We start from the raw sequence: 19,218 nt of genomic DNA, 5'->3' as shown, positions 1-19,218 counted from the left end.
CGGCGGACCGCCGGCGCGTGCCCGGAGGCCGAAGCCCTGACACCGGAGGTGGCGCCCCATAGCGTGGTGCCGTGCCGGCCGAACCGAGCCACCCGACCACGGCGCCGTGGCGTACCCGGCTCGAGCACGTCGTGGACACCCGCTCCGCAGGACTCGCGGTCTGGCTGCTGCGCCGGACGCGGGGCCGGCTGGCGCGCCTGTGGCGACGTCGGGCGCTGGTGCTCGTCACGCGCGGACGCAGGAGCGGGCGGTCCCGGGCGGTTCCCCTGCAGTACTTCCCCGACGGCGGGTCGATGGTCGTCGTGGCCGCGAACAGCGGCCTGGACCGTGCGCCGGGCTGGTACCACAACCTCACGGCCGAGCCACGGGCCGTCGTCGACGTCGACGGCCGGCGGGTCCGCGTCCGCGCCGAGGAGCTCTCCCCCGCGGAGACGGAGGCGTTCTGGCCGCGGGTGCTCAGCACCGCGCCCGACTACGCCCGCTACCCCCGGCGCACGACCCGGCGCCTCCCGCTCGTCCGGCTGGTCCCCGACCCGGCGGAGCTCGACCCTGCCAGGACCGGTGGCCGGCGGCCGGTGACGGTCCGGAGCTCGGTGACGGTCGCGCGCCCGGCCGAGGTGGTGTTCGACTACCTCACCGACATCGAGCGCGAGCCCGAGTGGAACGAGGCGCTCTCCGCCGTCGAGCCGCTCACCCCCGGCCCGCTCGCCGCGGGAAGCAGGTACCGCGCGCGGTTCGCGGTCACCGGGGAGTCGGTGATCGAGTACGTCCGCCTCGACCGGCCCGACCGCTGGGAGACGCGAAGCACGAGCGACCTCCTGCTGGTCCACCTCACCGGCCGGATCACGCCCCGGCCCGGTGGCGCCTGCCGGGTGGAGCTGCTGACGGAGCTGGAGCCGAGGGGTCTCCTCCGGCCCGCCCGGCCGTTCCTCGGCCCGCGCATGTCCTCGAGCTGGGAGCACCACCTCCGCGTGGTCAGGCAGCGGCTGGAGCGGCAAGCTCCCGGCGGCACGCCGTAGCGGTGACGGCCGCCGGGTGACCGCCCTCACACCCGGTCCCGGACGCCGGTCCCACGGCACGCGTGACGGGCGTTCGTAGCGTGGCAGGGTCTCGTCCCCGCCCCCGGAAGGCCGCCCATGTCCTACGTCGAGCCCTCCGCCGTCGTCGAGGCGATGGTCGCCCTCGGGACCAAGAAGGCCCGTCTCAGCCGCGGCCAGCTGACGTTGCGCGGCACGCTGGGCGGGATGTTCCTCGGGGCGGCCACCATGCTCGCGCTGACCGCCTCGACCCAGACCGGGCTGCCGGTCGCCGGCGCGCTCCTCTTCCCGGTCGGCTTCGTCATCGTGCTGCTGCTCGGCTTCGAGATGGTCACCGGCTCCTTCGCGGTGGTCCCCCTCGCGGTCCTCGAACGGCGGGCCGGGCCCGCCGAGATGGCGCGGGCGTTCTGGTGGGTGATCGTCGGTCACGTCCTGGGCGGGGCCGTCCTCGGCCTGCTCTTCGCGGCCACCGTGAGCGAGATGTGGACGACGCCGGACGCCCCCGTCGCGCAGGCCCTCGTCGACCTCGCCGTGCACAAGACCCTCGACCATCAGCACCTCGGCGGGGCCGGGATACTGCTGGTGGTCATCAAGGGCGTGCTGTGCAACTGGCTGGTCGGCACGGGTGTGGTGATGGGGCTGACCTCGACGAGCACCGGCGGGAAGATCCTGGCGATGTGGCTGCCGGTCATGACGTTCTTCGCGCTCGGGCTCGAGCACGGGGTGGTGAACCTCTTCGTGATCCCCGCGGCCATGATGCTCGGGGCACCGATCGGGTTCGGCGACTGGTGGCTGTGGAACCAGATCCCGGCCCTGGTGGGCAACTTCCTCGGCGCCCTGGCGCTCGTCGCGCTCGGCATGTACGTGGCGCACCGGCGCCCAGCCGGCTCCGCCGTGCGGTCGGCGGAGCCGGCGGTGGGCGAGGCCGCCTGATCGCGGGTCAGGAGGGCAGCGGCGCCGCCTCAGGCCGGTGTGCGGCGACGTAGGTGAGCGCGTTCTTGTACATCCCCCGGTCGAACGTGCCAGGTGGATATGCCTCGACGGCGACGCGTACCCGCAGCTCCTGGCGCACCCGCTCCTCGATGCGGGCGGCGAGGTCGGCCAGCACGCCGGGGGCCACCGAGAAGCGGGTCTGCAGCTCCACCGGGATCGGGTCGTCGAACCGGACCTGGTTCGCGGCGGCCTTTCGTACCCGGACCACGTCGTCGATGAGGGCTCCGCCCTCGGCGACGGCGATGTCTCGGATGGAGGAGGGGAAGACGTTCATCGCCTTGTAGATCAGCATGTCGTCGGTGCGGCCGATGCACCGGATGCGCGGGGTCCGCCGCCCGCACGAGCAGCCGGTGCCGGTGACGACGACGTGGTCGCGGGAGCGGAACCGGAGCACGGGCGTGGCCTCGCGGGTGAAGGTCGTGTAGACGGCCTCGCCCTCACCACCCTCCACCCAGGGCCGCGGCTCACCCGTGGCCGGGTCGATGAGCTCGACGAGCACGTGGCGCCCGGCGGTGAGGTGCATGCCCTCCCCCGCCTCGCACTCGCCCCAGACGCCGGAGCAGACGTCCCCCAGGCCCATGACCTCGCTGACCCGCTCCGCGCCCCACAGCTCCTGGATGCGGGAGCGGATCTCCGGCTGGCCGAACCCCGGCTCGCCGCCGCCGATGACCGTGCGCACCGGCAGCGTCGACGCGTCCCTGCCGAGCAGCTCCGTGACCTTCTCGGCGAAGAAGCTGGCGAAGGACGCGGTGCCCACCAGCGTGTCCACCCGGAGCCGGTCCATGGCCGACGCCATCCGGGCGGTGGTCTGGCCGCCGATCCACGCCAGGGTCGTGCCGGTCTCCCGGATGCCGTCCGCGTACGGCATCCCGCCGGCGACCAGCGGCATCGCCGTCGACAGGGCGGTCGTGGTGCCGCGCCGCACCCCCGCGGTGAAGAACATCGTGGCGATGGACCGGCGCCAGGCGGCCAGGTCGGCGGCGGTGAGGCCGAAGTACACCGGCCCGCCGGTGGTCCCCGAGGAGGTGATGACCTGGACGACGTCCTCCGTGGGCGCCGCCTGCTGCAGGCCCAGCAGCGGCGTGCCCGGTGCGGCCTGGCCCCGGCGCAGGTCGTCCTTCTCGGTCGTGGGGAGCTCGGCGAGCATCTCGAGGGACGTGATCGCCCCGGCGTCCACGCCGGTCAGCCGGTCGCGGTAGAGCAGCGACCGCTCCTGCAGCCGGCGGACGTAGGCGGGAAGGTGCTCGACCTGCCACGCGACCGTCTCCGACCAGGGCCTGGTCTCGATCTCGGGGTCCCAGTACGTCCGACCGTCCATCAGCTGGCCCTGGCCTCGTGCTGGTGCCCGACGGCGGAGCCGCCGGCCGGCGCGCCGGAGATGCTTCCGGTGATCCAGGACATCATCCCGGCCGTGGCGTCGAACACGGGCTTGCGCTCCACGCCCGACCAGACGGTCTCGGGCCGGCACTGCAGGAGGATCGCGTTGCGCCCGGGCGGCAGGTCCTCGTCCAGCGCGAACTCGAGGTCCTGGGCGGCGCCGTGCATCTTCTCGAGCCGTTTGCCGAGCTCGGCGAGCGAGGTGATCTCGTCGTCGTCGAGGCAGGGGACGTTCCGGCGTTCCTCCGGGACCGGCACGGTCGCGTCCCCGCGGCGGTACTCGATCTCCTTGGTCCCGAGGGTGCGCTCGACGATGGCGAGGCCGACCTTGTCCACGAGGAACCGGTCGGGAGTGACCTCCCCTCCGACCACGGAGAGGCCCAGCCCCCAGCTGGCCTCGATCGCCACCTTGGACCGGTCCCCGCTCGTGGGGCTGAGGGTGAACATGACACCGGCGGCCCGCGCGCGGACCGTCTTCTGGACCACGACCGCCATCTCGATGGCCTCGGGCGAGATGCGCTTCTCGGCGAGGTAGGACATCACCCGGGCGGAGAAGACGCTGCGGTAGCACCGGGCCACGTGCTCCACGACCGAGTCCTCGCCGACCACGTCGACCCAGGTCTCGAACTCGCCCGCGAAGCTCGCCCCGACGGAGTCCTCCGCGGTGGCGCTCGACCGCACGGCGACGGCGACGTCAGGCACCCCGAGGGTCTCGCCCAGCTGCCGGTACCGTGCCCGCACCTCGGCGGCGACCTCGGCGGGCAGCTCGGCGGCGGCGAACCGCTCCTCGAGGCGCCGGGCCGCGGCGTCGAAGCGGGCACGGTCGTGGGTCTGCCCGAGCTCGTCCGCGACCGAGGACGCGAACTCGCGCAGGCCGTCGCGGGAAAGGAACTCCCGGTACGCAGCGGCGTTCACCACGAACCCCGGCGCCACCGGCAGGCCTGCTGCGGTCATGTCGGCGAGACCCGCGGCCTTGCCGCCCACCTGCCGGGCGTCGCGGCAGTCCTCGTCGGCGAAGTCGATCGTGTAGGCCGTTCCGCTCATCGGCCGGCTCCCGTGGTCGTCGCGTCCGCGGCCGCGGCCTGCGCGCTGCCGTCCGCCGGTGGTCCGGACGCCGCGCCGGCCTCGTCCTCGAGGACGGTGACGGTGCCCGCCCTGCCGTCGATGCGGACGCGCTGGCCGGTGGTGAGGCGGGTCGTGGCGAAACCGGTGCCGACGACGGCGGGAAGGCCGTACTCGCGGCAGACGATGGCGGCGTGGCACATCATGCCGCCGATGTCCGTGACGACGCCGGCCGCGACGGCGAAGGCGGGCGCCCAGGACGGTGCGGTGATCGGGGCGACGAGGATCTCGCCGGCCTGGAGGCTCGGCAGGTCGAGCTCGGACTTCAGGACCCGGACCTTCCCCTCGACCACGCCGAGCGAGCCGGGCCCGCCGGTGAGGACGGTGGCCCCGCCGTCGGAGGTGCCGAGCCAGTCGGCCACGCGCTCTGTGGTGACGCCGTAGTTCATGACGGCGAACGGGTCGGTGACCTGCGCGGGCGGGACACCGTAGGCCGGTGCCGCGGGGGCCGCCTGCAGGGCGGCCACGATGCCGCGTCGGCGCTGGATCTCCTTCTGCCAGCGGGCCTTGCCGCGAGGCTGGACGCCGATCGCCCAGGACTGCAGGACGTCGGCGAGCACCTCGTCGAGCTCGAACCGGTTGAGGTAGAACATGTCGTCCCGCTGCTCGGTGAAGCCGGCCGCGAGGAGCACGTCGGCGAGCTGCCACGCCTTCTGCCAGAAGATGTTGTGCGCCCAGTGCTCGACGAAGATGTTGTGCTCCTCGATGTACGGGAAGACCTTCACCGCCAGCCCGACCAGCTCGTCGAACTGCCGAGCCTCGGCCTCGCTCAGCAGGGCCCGGTACTCGGCGATGATCTCGTCACGCTCGGCGCGGAGCCGGTCGACCGGGCGGGCGATGTCCTCGCCGGCGGCGAGCATGGTCGCGTAGCGCGCGATGCCCTGCAGCGGGATGGAGAGGTCGGAGGCCCAGGTCTCCTGGTCGTGGGTGAAGCCGTACTCGGCGAAGTAGTTGAACCACGGCTCCTTCGCCTGCTCGAACGCCTCGAGCCACTGCCGTCCGCGGTCGCTCGTGCCGAGGTCGGCGAGGACCTCCTCCGGCGTGGCGCCCTCGCGCGTGAGGGCGCCGGTGAGGCCGAGGTCCCCGGCGAGGACGGCGAGCTTGCGCAGCTCGTCGTCGGGCCGGAAGGCGAGCACGTCGACCCCGGCGACCATGCGGGAGATCGTCTGGTCGGTGATGAGCGGGAACGCCTGCTTGCAGAACTGGAAGAAGGTGATGTAGCCGCCGTAGCCGAGGTTCAGGAACTCGAAGTGGTACTGCCAGATGGCGAAGAACTCGTCGATCAGCCGGTGGTAGTTCTCCGCGAGGGCGAGGGACGAGGACCGCCCGCGGGCCTCGGTCACCACTTCGGCCGGGTCGAGCTCGGGGAGCGGGGCGAACTCGATGGAGCGCAGCGACTCGATGGCCCCCGTCATCTTCTCCTTCCATCTCCCGTAGAGCTCGTCCCAGTTGGCGTAGTAGTGCCCCGCCCGCTCCTGGAACGTCGCCACGCGCCGCTGGATCTCGTCGGGGTCGGTCACGCCCTGGGGGGCGATGTAGACGTAGCCGTTGACCACGCGCACATCGAGACCGAGGGAGACGGGCAGCGTGAAGATCCGGGTCGAGAACGCCCCGGCACCGTAGTAGACGGCCTCGGCGCCGATGCTGTCGAACGGGTGGCACCCTCGCGACCAGTGCATCGTGTCGGCGAACCAGAACAGCGAGTTCTCGTGCTCCCGCGTCTCCTGCGAGGGGACCAGGTAGTAGGGGTACATCGACTCCCAGCCCTCCGCGCCGGCTGGCGCGGCGGCCTCGTCGAAGAAGGGGAAGCGCTTCTGCTCGGTCATGAGGGGGCTCCTTGCGTCATCGGAAGGGTTCTGGACAGCAGGTCGTGCAGCGCGGCGACGTCGTCGAGGGCGAGGTCCGGGCGGTCGTCGGGGGCGAGGTCAGGCAGGCCCCCGGGGCCGACGGCCCCCGAGAGCACGAGCACACTCGTGGCGCCCATGCGCCGGGCGAGCCGGACCTCGACGGTGGCGTCGCCGACGACGGCGGTCGCCGCCGCGGGCGCGCCGAGGCGACGTCCCAGCGCCTCCGCGAGGAACGCCGAGGGCTTCCCGACGACGGCGGGCCGCACCCCGGTGGCCCAGCCGACGGCGGCCGCGATGGTGGCGGAGACGGCGACGGACCTGCCCACCCCGCCGTGGAACCACGGGACGTCGACCGTCGTGTAGAGGGGCGCACCGGCGTCGACGGCGAGGCAGGCCGCGTTGATGAGCCGGGTGGCGTAGGTGTCGGCGGCACCGACGACGACGACGTCGGCGAGGTCGCCGCCCGGGTCCGCCAGCTCCACGCCGCGGTCGCGCGCGGGGCCGGCGATGCCCTCGTCGCCGACGACGAGCACGCGCGCGCCGGCGTGGTGCGCGACCACGTGGTCGACGGCCGCGCTGCCGGCGGTGACGAAGTCGTCGTCGGCGATGTCGATGCCGAGGTCGCGCAGGTGGGCGGCGTACTCGCGCGGCGGCCGCTGGGAGGCGTTGGTGCAGACGACGACGGAGTGCCCGGCTGCGTGCAGCAGGTCCACGAGCTCGCCGGCGAGCGGCATGGCCGCTCCCCCGGCGCCGCCGGCGCGGCTGGTGCGCACGAGGCATCCGTCCACGTCAAGCACCCAGGCCCGGACGCCGTCGAGCGTGCCCGTTCCGGCGGAGCCGCTCATCGGGCCGCCGCCCGGGCGAGCGAGAAGCTCGTGGTGCCGTCGCTGACGGAGACAGAGGTGGCGCTGCTGCCGGAGACGGTGCCGAGCAGCCGCTCGATGGTGGCGGCGGGCTTCTCGCGCTGGGCCTGGTTCATCGCGTCGACCTGCTCGGCGGGCATGACGGCTCGCAGGAGCAGCTCCTCGTCGCTGATGCTCCTCCCGAACCGGCGCCGCAGCTCGGTGATGGTGATGTCCCCGCCGTCGTTGACCGGCTGCCGTCCTCGCTTGGTGGACAGTGCCCGGTCGAGGAGCTCGGGGTCGACCTTGCCGGGAAGCGGCCCGAAGTCGCCGCGGAGAAGGTCGATGACCTCGTCGGAGATCTGCTTGTAGCGCTCCCCGGTGATGACGTTCAGGGTCGCCTGGGTGACGATGTACTGCGCGAAGGGCGTCATGACGATGGGCCAGCCGAGATCCTGGCGGACCTGGACGGACTCCTCGATGACCGCGTCGAAGAGCTCGGGCCGGCGGATCTCGCCGAGCTGGCGCCTGGTGGTGGACTGGACCCCGCCGGGGATGGTGTGCCGGTAGTAGGCCTCGTCGTACTGGGCCGGGGAGCTGATCCGCAGGTTCTTGATGCGGGCCTGGCGCGTGAGGTAGGCGGAGGCCCGGTTCATCGCGTCGACGTCGACGTCGACCTCGTGGCCGCGGGCCCGCAGGTTGGCGACCAGCTGCTGGGCCTGGGGGTGCGAGGGCCCGTCGGCGAGCGGCGGGAGGGCGCAGTGGATGGTCGGGACGCCGAGGTCCGCGGCGTCCAGGACGGTCAGCGGCGAGACCCCGGTGGTGCTGTGGGAGTGGATCTCGGCCAGCTGCAGCCGGGACAGGCTGGACTGGAGCATCGGGACGAGGCTGCGGACCCGCTCGGGCGTGAGCAGGCCGGCCGGGTCCTTGAGGTAGACGGAGTCGAACGCGTCGCCCGCGTCGAGCTCCGCCGTCCGCGCGGCGTAGTACTCGTCGGTGTGGACCGGGCTGGTGGTGTAGCAGATCCCCCCGACCACCTCATCGAAGCCGACGCGCTTGGCCATCTCCGCGGTGCGCTGGGCGCCCACCATGTCGTGCATCGGGTCGATGACCCACAGGCGCCGGATGCCGTGGCGGGCGAGGAGCGTGAACGCGAGCTCGAAGACCGCGTCCGGAGTGCGGTGAAAGGTGATGAAGCGCTTGCCGGTGGTGAGGAATCCCAGCTGCGTGCTCGGCAGCCGGTCCCGGGCGACGCGGATGCGCTCCCAGGGATCCTCGCGGTGGTACCGCACCGCCGTGGCCATCGTGGTGCTCGAGAGCAGCTCGATCGCGCGGTAGCCGACCTCGTCGAGGTGCGGGGTGACACCGGCCATCATGCGGGTGGTGACGCCCGTGGCGCCCCACACGCTCTGGTTGCCGTCGCGCAGGGAGACGTCGACCAGCTCGACCTTCATCGCTTCTCCTCCGGGGTCGTCGCCGCGGTCGCCGTCGTCGCTGCCACCGGCTCGCCGGCCTCCGAGGCCGCGCGCGCCCGCCCCGCCGCGTAGCGACCGGCGGCCATGGCGGTGTCGAGCCACCGTGTGGTCACGGCGTTGGCGGCGTAGTCGGGCTCGTCGAGGATCCACCGCAGCAGCGGCAGCGAGGTGGTGACGCCGTCGACGTCGAAGGCGGCGAGAGCGGCACGCATGCGGCGCACCGCCTCGTCCCGGTCCGTGCCCCAGGCGATCTGTTTGCCCATGAGGGCGTCGTAGAACGGGGGGAACCGGTAGCCCTCGTAGATGTGGGAGTCCAGGCGCAGGCCCCCGGCCGCGGACGGCCGCCACCGCGTGACCAGGCCTGGCGACGGCGCCAGGCCGCGGGCGGGGTCCTGCGCGGTGATGCGGGCCTCGATGGCGTGGCCGGTGACCCGCACGTCGTCCTGGGTGAGCCGGAGCGGCTCGCCGAGCGCCACCAGGAGGTGCTCGCGGACGAGGTCGACGCCGGTGACGGCCTCCGTGACCGGGTGCTCGACCTGGATGCGCGGGTTGACCTCGAGGAAGGCGAGCTCGTCGCGGTCGACGTCGTAGAGGAACTCCACGGTGCCCAGGCCCGTGTACGCGAGCGCCCGGGCGATGCGCACGGCGCTCTCGTGGAGCAACGACCGCGTGGCCGGCGGCAACGCCGCGCACGGCGCCTCCTCGACGACCTTCTGGTAGCGGAACTGCACGGAGCACTCCCGCTCGCCGAGGTGGACGACGTTGCCGTGGTCGTCGCCGAGGATCTGCACCTCGACGTGCTTGGCGTCCTCGACGAACCGCTCGAGGAACACGGTGCCGTCGCCGAACGCGGCATGAGCCTCCGACGAGGCCATCTGCCAGGCGGCGGCGAGCTCGCCGGGGTCGCGGACGAGCTTCATGCCGCGGCCGCCGCCGCCGTGGGCGGCCTTGACCAGGACCGGGAGGCCGATGGTGCTCGCCAGGTGGGCGGCGTCGTCGGCCGTCTGCGTGGACCCGCCGGCCGAGACGGGGACGCCGACGGACTCGGCGAGCCGCCGGGCGGCGAGCTTGTCGCCCAACGCCCGCAGGGCGTGCGGCGCGGGCCCGACGAAGGTCAGGCCGTTCTCGGCGCAGGCCTCGGCGAAGTCGGCGCGCTCGGCCAGGAAGCCGTAGCCGGGGTGGACGAGCGTGCACCCGGTGCCGGCGGCCGCCTCGACCACGGCGGGGATGTTGAGGTAGCTGTCCGACGCGCGCGGCGGGCCCAGGGTGATGACCCGGTCGGCCCGTCGCGCCCCGAGGGTGTCGCGGTCCGCCGTCGAGACGCCCAGGACCGTCTCGAGGCCGAGGCGCTGGGCGGCGTCGATGATCCGGAGCGCGATCTCGCCCCGGTTGGCGACGAAGACCCGCGTCATCCCGGTCGCCTCACGGCGAAGATCGGCTGGTCGAACTCGACGAGCGCCCCGTCCTCCACGAGAACCTCGACGACCTCGCCGGCGACGCCGGCCGGGACCGAGTTCATCAGCTTCATCACCTCGATGATGCAGAGCACCGAGTCGGCCTCGACCACGTCCCCGACCTGGACGAACGGCTCCTCCCCCGGCTTGGGCGCGCGGTAGAAGTGACCGAGCATCGGCGCCCGGACGAGGGTGACGCCGTCGGCCGGCTGCCCGTCGGTGACGGGGCTCGCCGGGGCGGCGGTCGCCGGCGCGACCGTGGCGGTCACCGTGGGGGCCGGCGGGACCGGCGCCGACGTCGCGGCCTCCCGCGGTACCGCTGCGGGCATCGTGGCGTCCCGCGAGACCGGCCCCGCCGTCGCGGCCGTCGGAGCGACCGACGATGCGCTGGGCGCGACGTCGGCCGCCAGGTGACCGCCGCGCAGCACGCGGATCCGTAGGTCGCCCTTCTCGAAGAAGAAGTCCGTGAACTCGGTCTTGTCCAGCTGCTCGATGATCGCGGCCAGCTCTTCGAGGTCGACGTCCATGCGGCTCCTTTGCCCGGCGGTGTGGTCCAGACCGCACCTCTGTGCCGACACTACGAACGCGTCCCTCATCGGGCAATGATTCGCCCAGACATTCCTCATCCCGGAACACGCGGGCCGAACGTCCCACGCGCAGCGACGCGCGGTGAGGACTCGGTGCCGGCCTCAGTCCGCCGGACGCGCCGGGTGGAGCCGGTCCTCGATCTCCTCCCGGCACGCTCTCAGCATGGGAAGGAACTCCTCCAGCTGCTCCTTGCCGAAGCGTGCGCTCGGGAGCGCGACGGTGACAGCAGCGACGGGGGCGCCGGCCGACGAGTGAACGGCCACACCGAGCCCCACGACACCGCGCTCGGTCTCCTCGAAGTTCGTGCCGAACCCTGCCCGCCGCGCCTCGGCGAGATGACGCTTGAGGTCGGCGACGGTGCGGAACCGGGAGGTGGGCCACGGTGGGAGACCGTGACGGTAGAGCTGCTCGAGATCAGCAGGGTTGAGCTCGGCAAGAATCGCCTTGCCCCCCGCCGAGCAGAACGCGGGCATGAGGTCGCCGATCCGGACGCCGACCCGCAGCGTCAGGCGGCCCTCGAGCCCGTCGACGAACTGGATGTTGCCGCCGCGCAGGATCATCAGCTGCACCGTCTCCCCGACGGCCTCGTGGAGCAGGTTGAGCGGCTCCCGCGACACCTCACGCAGCCGGGAGAGGCTCAGCGGCTCGACCATCACTTCGCCGAGCGTGGGACCGGGCCGGTAGCGCCGCTGGCTGTCCTGCGCGGCGAAGCCGCGATGGGCGAGGGCGCTGAGGAGGCGGTGGGCGGTGGACGGAGCGACGTCGAGACTCGCGGCCGCGTCCTTCACGGAGAGCGCCTGCTCCGAGCGCAGCAGCATGATCAGCTGCAGAGCCTTGTCGACCGAGCCGAGCGGCGAGACGTCGGTGTTCCGCATGCGCGAATTATGCACGTGCCTATTCCCCGAAGCGGTCTGCTGAGTCCTTCGTGGCCGCGAGGCCCGATACAGGCGCCGCCGCAGCCTGGCCGCTGCCCAGCTCGCGACGTAACCTACTGCCAGGCGGTGAGAGGCAGCCGGCAGCGGCCTGCACCGCAGACCTACCGCTGTGAAGGATCCGGTGATGACCGCGGCAGCGCACCCGGCTGGGCCGCTCGACCTGCGCTTCACCTCCACCCTGCGCAAGAGCGACGCGAAGGGCGGGTGGACCTACGTGGTGCTCGACGGCTCCGCCGAATACTTCGGCACCCGAGGGCTCGTGAAGGTGACCGGCACGATCGACGGAGAGCCCTTCACCAGCTCGTTCATGGCTCTTGGGGACGGCACGCACAAGCTGCCCGTCGCCGCCAAGGTCCGCCGTGCGATCGGCAAGGAGGCCGGTGACACCGTGACCGTCCACCTCCAGGAACGGCTCGCCTGAGCCGGAGCGCATCCGCCTGGCGGTCGGACCGTCGCCCGAGGTGGACCTCTCGGCCACAGGGAGCCCCGCCAGCGTGCCAAGCCGGGCCCTAGGTCCGCGGCTCGCGCCCGGCGGGCTGCGTCGGCTCCGCCAGGAGCGGCGTCGGGGTCCGCAGGGGCGCCCGGACGGGTGAGCCGGCCGCCACGCTCAGGAGGGTGCCGTCGACCACGACGTCGACCGGCCCGCTCCCCCGCTCGAGCGTCACCGTGGTCCCCCCGCCCGTGCTCTCCACGTGCAGCAGGTTCCCTCGCCAGGTGATGCGGTAGGCGGTGCGGGTGAGCGCCGAGGGCAGGAGCGGGGCGAGCTCGAGGTGCTCGTGGTCCTCGCGCAGCCCGCCGAGGCCGGCGGCGAACGTCAGCCACGTGCCGCCGATCGACGCCAGGTGCAGCCCCTTGGCGGTGTTGCCCTGCACGTCGAGGAGGTCCACGAGGGCGGACTCGCGCAGGTAGCGCAGGGCCAGGTCGGGGTGCTGCGCCTGAGCGCACACCACCGCCTGGACGGCCGCGGAGAGCGAGGAGTCGCGCACGGTGCGGGCCTCGTAGTACTCGAGGTCCCGGGCCACCTCCTCGGTGGTGAAGTCGTCGCGGCACCACCACAGCGCCTGGACGAGGTCCGCCTGCTTGACCACCTGGCGCCGGTAGAACTTCGCGTAGTGCTGGTGCTCCTGGACGGGGTAGGAGTCACGCTTGTCCTCGAAGCGCCACTCTCGGTACGTCGTGAAGTTCTGGTTCGCCGGATGGACCCGCAGCCCCTCGTCCCACGGGACGTGGACCGCCTCGGCGGCCGCCCGCCACGCGGCGGCCTCCGTGTGGTCCACCCCCAGCTCGGCGGCACGGTCCTGCTGCTCCTGGCACGCGTCCGCGGCCCGCAGGAGGTTGCGCCGCGCCATGAGGTTGGTGAAGACGTTGTCGTCGACCACGCCGGTGTACTCGTCCGGTCCCGTCATGCCGAACAGGTGCCACCCGCCCGCCGCGTCCTCGTGCCCCATCGACATCCACAGCCGAGCCGTCTCGACGAGGACCTCGAGGCCCCCGACGGAGTCCAGGTCCTCACCCGTCACGTTGCGGTAGAGCCAGAACGCGCGGGAGATGTCGGCGTTGATGTGCGTCGCGGCCGTGCTGGCGGGCCAGTACGCGGAGGTCTCGCGCCCGTCGATCGTGCGCCACGCGAAGGCGGCACCCTGGAGCTGCAGGGTGTCGGCGCGTTCCCGGGCCGCGTCGAGCGTGCCCGCGCGCCAGCGCAGGAGCCGTGCCGCCGCGTCGGGACGCAGGAGCGTGAGCGCCGGCACCACGAACCCCTCGACGTCCCAGAAGGTGTGACCGCTGTACCCCGTGCCGGTCAGGCCCTTGGCGCCCACGGGGGCGTCGGTGACGCACGCGGCGGCGCAGAACAGCTGGAAGACGTTGTAGCGGAGCGCCTGCTGAAGCTGGGGGTCGCCGTCGACCTCGACGTCGGCCGTGGCCCACAGCTCGTCCAGGACGGCTCGCTGGGCCTGCACCAGGCCGTCCCAGCCGCGGTCCCGGCCGGAGCGCACCGCGGCCGACGCCTCCGCGGCGAGCGAGTCGGCCTCCTCACGCGACCAGCTGTACCCGAGCGTCTTGACGATGACGAGGCCCTCGCCCGCCGCCAGGTCCGCGGCGACCGTGGTCACGACGCGGTCGTCGTCGACCTCGGTGCGCACGCGACCGGCCTCGACGTCGTGGTGCACCGCGGCGGCCACGCCGATGCGCGAGCGGCGCGTCCGCAGCACGAGCGCGCCGCCGGCCTCCGTGCGGGTCCGTCGCAGCGTCTCGAAGGGGTCGTCGAGGGCCTCGGCGACGCGCGGGTCGTCGCTCTCGACCTCCGGCGGGGCGACGCCGGCGGCGAGCTCGGACCGCACCACGACGTGCGCCGGACCGTCGAGCGCGCGCACCTCGTACCGGACGGCGCACACCGACCGCTCCGCGAGCGAGACCAGCCGGCACGTCCGCAGCTCGAGCGTGGTGCCCGAGAGGGCGGTCCAGCGCACCCGCCGTGCGAGGGTGCCGGCGCGCAGGTCCAACGTGCGCTCGTGCACCTGCGGTCGCGCCTCGCGCACGTCCAGCGGGACGCCGTCGACCAGGAGGCGCAGAGCCGTGCCGTCCGGGACGGCCACCATCGCCTGCCCCTCCTCGGGGTGGCCGTACCCGCCCTCGGGGTAGGACAGGGGGTGCGTCTCGTGGACGCCGGAGAGGAACGTCCCACGCCGGGCCGAGGGGTCGATCTCGTCCAGCGTGCCCCGGACGCCGACGAAGCCGTTGGACAGGGACAGGACGGACTCGGCGACGGCGAGGGTCGCGGGGTCGACGCTCGGCTCCCGCAGGAGCCAGGGGTCGACGTCGAAGGCTGGCGCGTTCATCCTCCCTGTCCTACCGGGCCGGGTGCCGCGGCGCGATCCGGGCACGCCGTCGGCGGTCCGGCGCCTGGCCGGTGACGGGGCGAAGCTGGCTCGCGCACCGGAGCGCGCCGTCGTTCCCGGACGAAAGTCCTCTCGACCTCGCGGCGCCGAGGTGGGAAGATTGCGGTAGCTGGACGGCACGACGACCGAGTCACCCGCAGCGCTCCGGTCCCCCCGCGGGGCCGCCGGGCAGCACGGTTGGCCACGGTCGGCCGGGGTCGACCAGCGGCAGGGAGACGCGAAGGGCGCGCCCCCGAAGTCCCGTCTACGAGAGCCGGTGATGCGACGCCAGTGGTAACGACGACACTGCTACCAGGCTGTCAGGCGACTCGCGGACATATCGGCCGTTGATGCTCGTAGTAGCACCGGCACCGCCCAGGATCGGGCACAGGACGAGCGTCTGACCCCCAGGTCAGCACAGAGTGACGGCGGCCCGGGCGTACGCGCCCGGGCCGTTCCGCTGCGCCGGGCCGTTCCGCTGCCCCCGCCCCACTCCGTCTGCCGGCAGCCGGGCGTCCGGGTCAGAGCCGGGCGGCGCCGTCGGCGATCGTGGCCAGCGCCCCCGCCGCGGCCAGGGCGACGACGAGGCGGCGGGCGGCGCCGGCGGTCAGCCACCGGGCGACGAGCTCGCCGACCGCCACACCGACCACCATCGCCACGCCGGTCAGCGCCCACGTGGCCGCGGACAGCCCGCCGGCGGCGGTCGGCTCGACGGCCACCCGCACGGCGACGGTGACCACGCCGATGGCGACGAAGTACGGCTGCAGGGTCGCGGCGAACCGCACATGGTCCCACCGGGTGAGCACCGACAGCACGGCCATCGCCGGCCCGCCGACGCCCGCGAGCGCCCCCATCGCCCCGGAGGCCATGCCGCTGGCGGTGACCAGGCCGGTGCTGCGCGGCAGGGTCCGGGCGCGGACGACGACGGCGGAGCCGATCAGCCCGAGAAGGATCAGGACTCCCGCGAGGATCTGCGCCCGCTGCGGGGCGAGCACGGCGGCGAGTGCTGTGCCGGCCCCGATGCCGACGAGGGCCCCCGGGAGCAGCCGGCCCAGGGTGCCCCACTCGACGTCCGCCCGGACCCGGCCGAGCACGATGAGCGAGGCGACGATGCCGAGCACGTTGATCACGAGCACGCCCGCGGACGGTCCGAGCACGAGAATCACGAACGGCGAGGACACGAGCGCGAAACCCATACCGGTGACCCGCTGCATGACCGCGCCGACGAGGACGGCGATAACGAGCGCGACGGTCACGGCGTCCGTCCGCCGTCGTCGGGACGGTCTGGGGCGGGGCGCGGCACCGGCTCAGGCTACCCAGCCCGACCGGCGCGGCCACGCGCGGGCGCGCCACTCCCAGCACCTCACGCGCCGGAGCACCGTCGCCCGGCGGCGCTACGAGCGGGCGCGCCGCCGCTCGGCCACGGCCGCCAGCCCGTCGTGCACGCTCGGGTACCGCGGCGTCCAGCCCAGCTCCTGTCTCGCCTTCGTGGTGTCGAGGTGGATACCGACCCGCGTGACGACGGTGCCGAGGTAGGGCGAGGCCCGGAAGACGACGTCGGGCAGTCGCCGGGGGCGCGGCGCCCCGCCCGCCTCGGCGAGGGCGTCGAAGTACTCCGACCACGTCAGCGGATGGTCGTCGGCGACGTTGTAGGCCTCCCCCGCTCGGCCGCGCTCGAGCGCAGCGACGGTGGCCGCCGCCGCGTCCGCGACGTGGACCACAGCCATGTTGCTCCCGTGGGCGGGCGCCGGCAGCAGGCGCCGGGCGGCCAGGTCGAGCAGCTCACGCGTGGTGGGCTCGTTGCCGTAGAAGAACGCGTAGCGCATCGCGACGCCCTCGAGCCCCGAACGGAACGCCTGCTGCTCGGTGGAGCGCATCGCGGCGACGTGCCGGTCGAACTCGCCGCCGCCGGACGGCCCGAGCGGGGCGTCCTCGCGCACGGGAACGTCGCCGTGGTCGACGAAGCCGTACACGAAGAGGAAGGACTGGGTGACGAAGCGCCGGGCGCCGACGGCCCGGGCCGCCAGCACCAGGTTCGCGGTGCCACGGGTGCGTAGGGCGTTCGTGGGGTACAGGTCGCGGTGCCGCACCGGCGTGCGGGAGAGCGCCGTGCCCTCGTGGACCACGGCGTCCGCGCGCTCCCCCTCGAGCGCCAGGAGCAGCGCGGGGCGGTCCAGGACGTCGGCCACCACCGGCTCGGCGCCGGCGTCGCGCAGCCTGGCGGCGCCCTGCCCGCTGCGGGTCAGCCCCACCACCTCGTGCCCGGCCTCCAGGAGCTGCCGAGTGAGCTCGGTGCCGATCGTGCCGGTCGCGCCGGCGAGGAGCACGCGCACGGGACCTCCCAGTCTCGTCTCTGGCGCCCCATCCTGCCCGGTCGCGGTGACGCGGAGCACCCGATATTCGGTCGAGCGAACGCAGCGGGCCCGGCCGGACCCGGCGCGGCACCTCCCGCCGCGGCACCTCCCGGCGGACCAGGGTCGCGGGGCGGCGGCCGTGAGTACGGTGTCCCCGTAGCGGCGGGCGAGCTCGTCCCACGGGCCCGCCACGGAGCGAGGGTGCGAGGTGACGCTGTGCGCATCAAGCAGCAGGTCGTGGTGTTCGACGCCGCCGACGTGGCCACCGAGAGCAGCTTCTGGGCCGGTCTGCTGGGCGGCACCGTCGCCGCCGACGACGACTGGCACATGGTGCTGGTCGACGGCGAGCCGCGGGTCGCGGTCCAGCTCTCGCCGAATCACGTGCCGCCCGAGTGGCCGGACGGGAACCCGCAGCAGATCCACCTCGACCTGTGGGTGGACGACATCGACGCCTCCCACCGGGAGGCCCTGTCGCTGGGCGCCACGCTCCTCCGGGCCGCCCAGGAGAGCGACGACCCGGCCAGCTTCCAGGTCTACGCGGACCCCGCCGGCCACCCGTTCTGCCTCTGCTGGGTCAAGGACGAGCGGTGAGCGCCCGACGCCACGGCGTGCAGCTCATCGCCTACGCCGACCGCTTCGGCGGCTCGGTGCGCGGGCTGCGAGAGCTGCTCGACGGCCCGCTCGCCGGGACCTTCGACGGCGTGCACCTGCTGCCCTTCTTCACGCCGTTCGACGGCGCCGACGCCGGCTTCGACCCGGTCGACCACACCGCCGTCGACCCCCGGCTGGGCACCTGGGCCGACGTGCGTGAGCTGGCCGGCCGCTACACGCTCATGGCCGACCTCATCGTCAACCACGTCTCCGCCGACTCCGCCGAGTTCCGCGACGTCGTCGCCCGCGGAGAGGGCTCGGAGCACGCCGGGATGTTCCTGACCATGTCCGACGTCTACCCGGACGGCGCGGACGAGGCCGAGCTCGCCGGGATCTACCGGCCCCGGCCGGGGCTGCCGTTCACCCCGATGACCCTGGGCGGGCGCCGCCGCCTCGTGTGGACCACGTTCACGCCCCAGCAGATCGACCTCAACCTCGCCGCCCCGGCCGGGCAGGCCTACCTCGACCGGGTGCTCGCCGCGCTGACCGGCGGCGGGGTGTCCATGGTGCGCCTCGACGCCGTCGGGTACGCGGTGAAGACGGCGGGGACGTCGTCGTTCATGACGCCGCAGACCTTCGCCTTCATCGAGGACCTCACCGTCCGGGCCCGCGACCGGGGCGCCGAGGTGCTGGTGGAGATCCACTCGCACTTCGAGCGCCAGGTGGCCATCGCCGCCCGGGTGGACCGGGTCTACGACTTCGCCCTCCCCCCGCTGCTCCTGCACACGCTCTACACCGGCGACGCCGCGGCGCTGCGGCGCTGGCTCGATGTCCGGCCCGCCAATGCCGTCACCGTGCTGGACACCCACGACGGCATCGGGGTCGTCGACGTCGGGCCGGACCAGATCGAGGAGGGCCGGCCGGGGCTCCTCACCCCGGCCCAGGTCCACGACCTGGTCGAGGGCATCCACAACCGCTCGGGCGGGCAGTCCCGGCAGGCCACCGGCTGGGCCGCCTCCAACGTCGACATCTACCAGGTCAACTGCACCTACTACGACGCCCTCGGCGACGACGACGCCTACCTCCTGGCCCGGGCGGTTCAGCTCTTCGTGCCCGGCGTGCCGCAGATCTACTACGTCGGGCTGCTCGCCGGCCGCAACGACATGGAGCTGCTCGCCCGCACCGGCGTGGGCCGCGACATCAACCGTCACCACTACACCCGCGAGGAGATCGAGCGCGATCTCGGCCGCCCGGTGGTCCGCCGGCTGCTCGAGCTGATCCGGCTGCGCAACACCCATCCGGCGTTCGGCGGCCGCTTCCATGCTGCGGGCGAGGGATCCGCCCTCGAGCTGACGTGGGAGGCCGGCGAGCACCGGGTGACCCTCGAGGCCGACGTCGCCGCGGTGCAGGTCCGCGTCCGGGCGACGCCCGTGCCCGAGGCGCGCGCTTCGGGGTAGCTTCCCCGCTCGACCGTTTCGGTGCGTGCTCGTGCACTCGGTGCGTGCCCGCGCACTCGGTGCGTGCCCGCGCATTCGGTGCGTGCCCGCGCATTCGGTGCGTGCCCGCGCATTCGGTGCGTGCTCGCGCATTCGGTGCGTGCTGCAGCGCGCACGGAAAGCAGGAAAGGGCACCGAGACCGTGGCGGCGGACCGGCACCGACACCGTGGCGCGCAGCCAAAGACCTCGCGCTCGCCGCCGCCCGAGCGTCAGACTGGGCGCACCATCCC

General features: G+C 73.6%; 16 protein-coding genes. 5 read left to right on the top strand and 11 right to left on the bottom strand.

Features of this window, described 5'->3' with window-relative positions:
- Positions 1-71: 71 nt before the first annotated feature.
- Both ABD774_RS13420 and ABD774_RS13415 read left to right on the top strand, forming a co-directional pair.
- Positions 72-1,019 (top strand): nitroreductase/quinone reductase family protein, encoded by a 948-nt coding sequence (locus ABD774_RS13420; protein ID WP_345042064.1) that lies wholly within the window; start codon positions 72-74, stop codon positions 1,017-1,019.
- A 117-nt stretch (positions 1,020-1,136) separates the two neighbouring features.
- Complete coding sequence (locus tag ABD774_RS13415) at positions 1,137-1,970, top strand: formate/nitrite transporter family protein (protein ID WP_345042062.1); 834 nt, start codon at positions 1,137-1,139, stop codon at positions 1,968-1,970.
- 7 nt (positions 1,971-1,977) lie between these two features.
- Here ABD774_RS13415 and ABD774_RS13410 read toward each other — a convergent pair whose 3' ends face one another.
- The 8 genes from ABD774_RS13410 to ABD774_RS13375 all read right to left on the bottom strand — a co-directional run bounded on the left by ABD774_RS13410 (position 1,978) and on the right by ABD774_RS13375 (position 11,610).
- Complete coding sequence (locus ABD774_RS13410) at positions 1,978-3,348, bottom strand: phenylacetate--CoA ligase family protein (protein WP_345042060.1); 1,371 nt, start codon at positions 3,346-3,348, stop codon at positions 1,978-1,980.
- The gene (locus ABD774_RS13405) at positions 3,348-4,451 is read right to left on the bottom strand and encodes a PEP/pyruvate-binding domain-containing protein (RefSeq protein ID WP_345042057.1); all 1,104 of its coding nucleotides are present in this window, start codon (positions 4,449-4,451) and stop codon (positions 3,348-3,350) included. Before ABD774_RS13405 ends, ABD774_RS13410 begins: the two co-directional genes overlap by 1 nt.
- Positions 4,448-6,355: a PEP-utilizing enzyme gene (locus tag ABD774_RS13400; RefSeq protein ID WP_345042055.1), complete on the bottom strand. Its 1,908-nt coding sequence runs from the start codon at positions 6,353-6,355 to the stop codon at positions 4,448-4,450. Before ABD774_RS13400 ends, ABD774_RS13405 begins: the two co-directional genes overlap by 4 nt.
- On the bottom strand, positions 6,352-7,221 hold the full coding sequence (locus tag ABD774_RS13395) for an HAD-IIA family hydrolase (protein ID WP_345042053.1): 870 nt from the start codon (positions 7,219-7,221) through the stop codon (positions 6,352-6,354). The genes ABD774_RS13400 and ABD774_RS13395 overlap by 4 nt, the downstream gene beginning before the upstream one ends.
- Positions 7,218-8,672: a pyruvate/oxaloacetate carboxyltransferase gene (locus ABD774_RS13390; RefSeq protein ID WP_345042050.1), complete on the bottom strand. Its 1,455-nt coding sequence runs from the start codon at positions 8,670-8,672 to the stop codon at positions 7,218-7,220. The genes ABD774_RS13395 and ABD774_RS13390 overlap by 4 nt, the downstream gene beginning before the upstream one ends.
- Positions 8,669-10,105, bottom strand: a complete 1,437-nt coding sequence (locus tag ABD774_RS13385) for an acetyl-CoA carboxylase biotin carboxylase subunit (RefSeq protein ID WP_345042048.1) — start codon at positions 10,103-10,105, stop codon at positions 8,669-8,671. Before ABD774_RS13385 ends, ABD774_RS13390 begins: the two co-directional genes overlap by 4 nt.
- The gene (locus ABD774_RS13380) at positions 10,102-10,674 is read right to left on the bottom strand and encodes an acetyl-CoA carboxylase biotin carboxyl carrier protein (protein ID WP_345042045.1); all 573 of its coding nucleotides are present in this window, start codon (positions 10,672-10,674) and stop codon (positions 10,102-10,104) included. Before ABD774_RS13380 ends, ABD774_RS13385 begins: the two co-directional genes overlap by 4 nt.
- A gap of 162 nt (positions 10,675-10,836) precedes the next feature.
- Positions 10,837-11,610, bottom strand: a complete 774-nt coding sequence (locus tag ABD774_RS13375; protein WP_345042042.1) for an IclR family transcriptional regulator — start codon at positions 11,608-11,610, stop codon at positions 10,837-10,839.
- A 184-nt stretch (positions 11,611-11,794) separates the two neighbouring features.
- Here ABD774_RS13375 and ABD774_RS13370 point away from each other — a divergent pair, with 184 nt between their 5' ends.
- Entirely contained in the window at positions 11,795-12,091 is a 297-nt protein-coding gene (locus ABD774_RS13370) for a DUF1905 domain-containing protein (RefSeq protein ID WP_345042039.1), read from the top strand.
- Between the two features lie 88 nt (positions 12,092-12,179).
- On the opposite strand, the gene ABD774_RS13365 is transcribed toward ABD774_RS13370, so the two are convergent.
- The 3 genes from ABD774_RS13365 to ABD774_RS13355 all read right to left on the bottom strand — a co-directional run bounded on the left by ABD774_RS13365 (position 12,180) and on the right by ABD774_RS13355 (position 16,879).
- Positions 12,180-14,507 carry a glycoside hydrolase family 65 protein gene (locus ABD774_RS13365; RefSeq protein ID WP_345042037.1) on the bottom strand — a complete coding sequence of 776 codons (2,328 nt, stop codon included), beginning with the start codon at positions 14,505-14,507 and terminating at the stop codon, positions 12,180-12,182.
- A gap of 560 nt (positions 14,508-15,067) precedes the next feature.
- On the bottom strand, positions 15,068-15,802 hold the full coding sequence (locus ABD774_RS13360) for a sulfite exporter TauE/SafE family protein (RefSeq protein WP_345042035.1): 735 nt from the start codon (positions 15,800-15,802) through the stop codon (positions 15,068-15,070).
- A 138-nt stretch (positions 15,803-15,940) separates the two neighbouring features.
- Positions 15,941-16,879 (bottom strand): NAD-dependent epimerase/dehydratase family protein, encoded by a 939-nt coding sequence (locus ABD774_RS13355; RefSeq protein WP_345042032.1) that lies wholly within the window; start codon positions 16,877-16,879, stop codon positions 15,941-15,943.
- 237 nt (positions 16,880-17,116) lie between these two features.
- Here ABD774_RS13355 and ABD774_RS13350 point away from each other — a divergent pair, with 237 nt between their 5' ends.
- Positions 17,117-17,491, top strand: coding sequence for a VOC family protein (locus tag ABD774_RS13350; protein ID WP_345042029.1), 375 nt, complete (start codon positions 17,117-17,119; stop codon positions 17,489-17,491).
- On the top strand, positions 17,488-18,948 hold the full coding sequence (gene gtfA / locus ABD774_RS13345; protein WP_345042025.1) for a sucrose phosphorylase: 1,461 nt from the start codon (positions 17,488-17,490) through the stop codon (positions 18,946-18,948). Before ABD774_RS13350 ends, gtfA begins: the two co-directional genes overlap by 4 nt.
- Positions 18,949-19,218: the final 270 nt, after the last annotated feature.

The organism is Georgenia daeguensis (assembly GCF_039537705.1).
In the GTDB taxonomy this organism is placed as follows: Bacteria; Actinomycetota; Actinomycetes; order Actinomycetales; family Actinomycetaceae; genus Georgenia; species Georgenia daeguensis.
This window is presented reverse-complemented; position numbering and strand designations above follow the sequence as displayed.

Bases quoted from the DNA above. Each gene is read 5' to 3' on its own strand.
- ABD774_RS13370 (WP_345042039.1), top strand. From the start codon at position 11,795: ATGACCGCGGCAGCGCACCCGGCTGGGCCGCTCGACCTGCGCTTCACC.
- ABD774_RS13385 (WP_345042048.1), bottom strand. From the start codon at position 10,105: ATGACGCGGGTCTTCGTCGCCAACCGGGGCGAGATCGCGCTCCGGATC.
- ABD774_RS13365 (WP_345042037.1), bottom strand. From the start codon at position 14,507: ATGAACGCGCCAGCCTTCGACGTCGACCCCTGGCTCCTGCGGGAGCCG.
- ABD774_RS13380 (WP_345042045.1), bottom strand. From the start codon at position 10,674: ATGGACGTCGACCTCGAAGAGCTGGCCGCGATCATCGAGCAGCTGGAC.
- ABD774_RS13395 (WP_345042053.1), bottom strand. From the start codon at position 7,221: ATGAGCGGCTCCGCCGGAACGGGCACGCTCGACGGCGTCCGGGCCTGG.
- ABD774_RS13410 (WP_345042060.1), bottom strand. From the start codon at position 3,348: ATGGACGGTCGGACGTACTGGGACCCCGAGATCGAGACCAGGCCCTGG.
- ABD774_RS13400 (WP_345042055.1), bottom strand. From the start codon at position 6,355: ATGACCGAGCAGAAGCGCTTCCCCTTCTTCGACGAGGCCGCCGCGCCA.
- ABD774_RS13415 (WP_345042062.1), top strand. From the start codon at position 1,137: ATGTCCTACGTCGAGCCCTCCGCCGTCGTCGAGGCGATGGTCGCCCTC.
- ABD774_RS13405 (WP_345042057.1), bottom strand. From the start codon at position 4,451: ATGAGCGGAACGGCCTACACGATCGACTTCGCCGACGAGGACTGCCGC.
- ABD774_RS13375 (WP_345042042.1), bottom strand. From the start codon at position 11,610: ATGCGGAACACCGACGTCTCGCCGCTCGGCTCGGTCGACAAGGCTCTG.
- ABD774_RS13390 (WP_345042050.1), bottom strand. From the start codon at position 8,672: ATGAAGGTCGAGCTGGTCGACGTCTCCCTGCGCGACGGCAACCAGAGC.